The sequence below is a fragment of the Paraburkholderia sp. NMBU_R16 genome (assembly GCF_013282575.1).
In the GTDB taxonomy this organism is placed as follows: Bacteria; Pseudomonadota; Gammaproteobacteria; order Burkholderiales; family Burkholderiaceae; genus Trinickia.
Genome location: NZ_JAAAYE010000162.1, coordinates 1 through 2179 on the forward strand (window position 1 = coordinate 1; position 2179 = coordinate 2179).

Genomic DNA, 2179 nt, shown 5'->3' on the forward strand with positions numbered 1-2179 from the left:
TCCTTCCTATCGTTCGCTTACGCGTGGAATATGCGTTCGGTTTGCCGTGGAATCAGCGTTCGCTTTGCCGTGGAAACCGCGTTCGGTTTGCTCTGGAATCCGCGTTCGCTTTGGCCTGGAATACGCATTCAGGCGCGCGTCCCCCAGGTCCAGTTGCTCGAATTCCGTTTGTGTCCAGGGCGTCGATTCGGTGACCAAGGCGTGCGCTCAAAAGCGCAAAGTAAACGACATCCGCCGACAGCTTACAAGCGCCGCGCTATGTCATTGAAAGTAAACAGGCTTTCTCGCCGTCGCGGATCGACGGAGACGTTGTGTATAACGACATGGCGTAAAGGAGCCAGCGGATGATCGCCGTAATGGCGCCACTTCAGGATCGCCGTAAAGGCGCCACCCGATGATCGGCGTAATGGCGCCACCAACGCCGTAATCGAAACGCGTTTCGAACTTCCATCAACTGGTTACCCATATCGTTACACAGAAGTGTCGGCGTCACCGTCATCGCGTAATAGGCGCATGGTTTCCGCGGGATGTGAACTTTCGTGAGTCCCTTCCTGATCGTCTCAGCCCCGGGTTCGTCGTCGCTCTTGCGGGCGAGGAATCCACCGAGACGCGCGACCAAGCGCAGCACTTCGTTGAGCTTGGGTTGCGCAGATCGAGGCGTTTTCGTATTGCGGGCAACTGCACGCGCCGCAACCGCAGGCGCGCCATGCGCGCTTTCACACTTTGGCGCGCGGCCATCGGAAAGGCGATTTCGCCCACCGCTTCGTCGTGCGTGGCCTACTCCCACAACTGATCGCCTTCAGGCAGGCTGCGGTTATGCGTGGCACGTACCAGCCAGTCGGCCGGGTTGCCCAACTCTTCGGCGGGCTCCATTAACGCCATTCAATCCGCTTCGCGGTCGGGCACATACCCCATACGGGTCGACGGCATATCCGGCGCGTCCGGCCGACTGATACCGCTCACTGAGCCGGCTGCTCCGCCGCCTCGAGAATCAGATCCGCCACCTGTTTCGGATGAGAAAGCAGCGACACGTGGCTCGACGGGATTTCGATCGTATAAGCCCCCATGCGCTTTGCCATGAAGCGCTCGAGGTCCGGGTTGATCGTGCGATCCTCCGAGGACACGGCGTACCAAGTGGGTTTATCCCGCCACGCCGCCACTGTGGTCTTGGCCATCGTGATCGGCTTGCCCATGGGCTGCTGCACGGCATAGTAGGCACGCGCTTCGGCGGGCGGAAGATCACCGGCGAAGTCTTTGACGAACGCTTGCTCAGAAAGCAACCCATATCCGTCAGACGACCACTGCAACCCAGCCGACGCCGGCGCAGCGGGGAATTTGTGCGTCAGCGCAGGGTAGTCCTCTCCCGCCTCTGGCGCGCGCGCAGCGATGTATACGAGACCTGACACCTTCGGATCGTCGCCCGCCTGACTGATGACCATCCCCCCATAAGAATGCCCGACGAGCAACGTGGGGCCGTCCTGTTGCGCAAGCGCCCGCTTGACGGCATCGACGTCCGCTTGGAACGACGTCGTTGGGTTCTGTACGGCGGTCACGTGAAAGCCCTTCGCCTGGAGCAGCGGGATGACCTTCCCCCAACTCGAACCGTCTGCATACAGTCCGTGTACGAGAACGATATTGTGAATGGCCGGAGCCTTCGCGCCTTCCTGCGCTATGGCACCTGAACACATCAGACAGGCCGCAACACCTGCTATGGCCGAAGAAAAAATGCGTTTGCTGAACATGACCAGCTTCCCTTGTCGAATGGATCAATAGGCGAATGCGGAACAACCGTTGGACAAACGCCGTCGAGCCCATCGTCGCGAAACAACGGCGTTTGTGATCCGTGAGAAACGCGGGGCGCTGGTTTATTCCAACCAACATGAAACATCTTGCTGCCGCCGTTTGCAGGCCGCCGCCGGTAGACGCACCTGTGCCCGCGGACGATCTGCTCGCAACCGCATAGAAGTGTGAGGAGCCGGATGCAGGCTTCGTGATCCGAGGAAATTCTTCGCTGAACGTTTCTTGAGCATCCTGCGACTGCGTAGCATTTTTCTGCCTCTTTTGAATTCCGAGTGGGTGATGTTAGCGGGTCAAGGGCGGGCGTAAGCCCGGCGCAGCGAACCCTTGAGGCGCTCTGAATCGACAAGCTGAGGTATGGCTGGTTGCGGCAGAATGCGGC

General features: G+C 59.8%; 2 protein-coding genes. Both read right to left on the reverse strand.

All coding sequences use genetic code 11. The features are described from left to right. Window positions 1-367 precede the first annotated feature (367 nt). Entirely contained in the window at window positions 368-787 is a 420-nt protein-coding gene (locus GWC77_RS30420) for an IS4 family transposase (RefSeq protein WP_367949129.1), read from the reverse strand. A gap of 172 nt (window positions 788-959) precedes the next feature. Then, the gene (locus GWC77_RS27460; protein WP_254367224.1) at window positions 960-1688 is read right to left on the reverse strand and encodes an alpha/beta hydrolase; all 729 of its coding nucleotides are present in this window, start codon (window positions 1686-1688) and stop codon (window positions 960-962) included. Window positions 1689-2179: the final 491 nt, after the last annotated feature.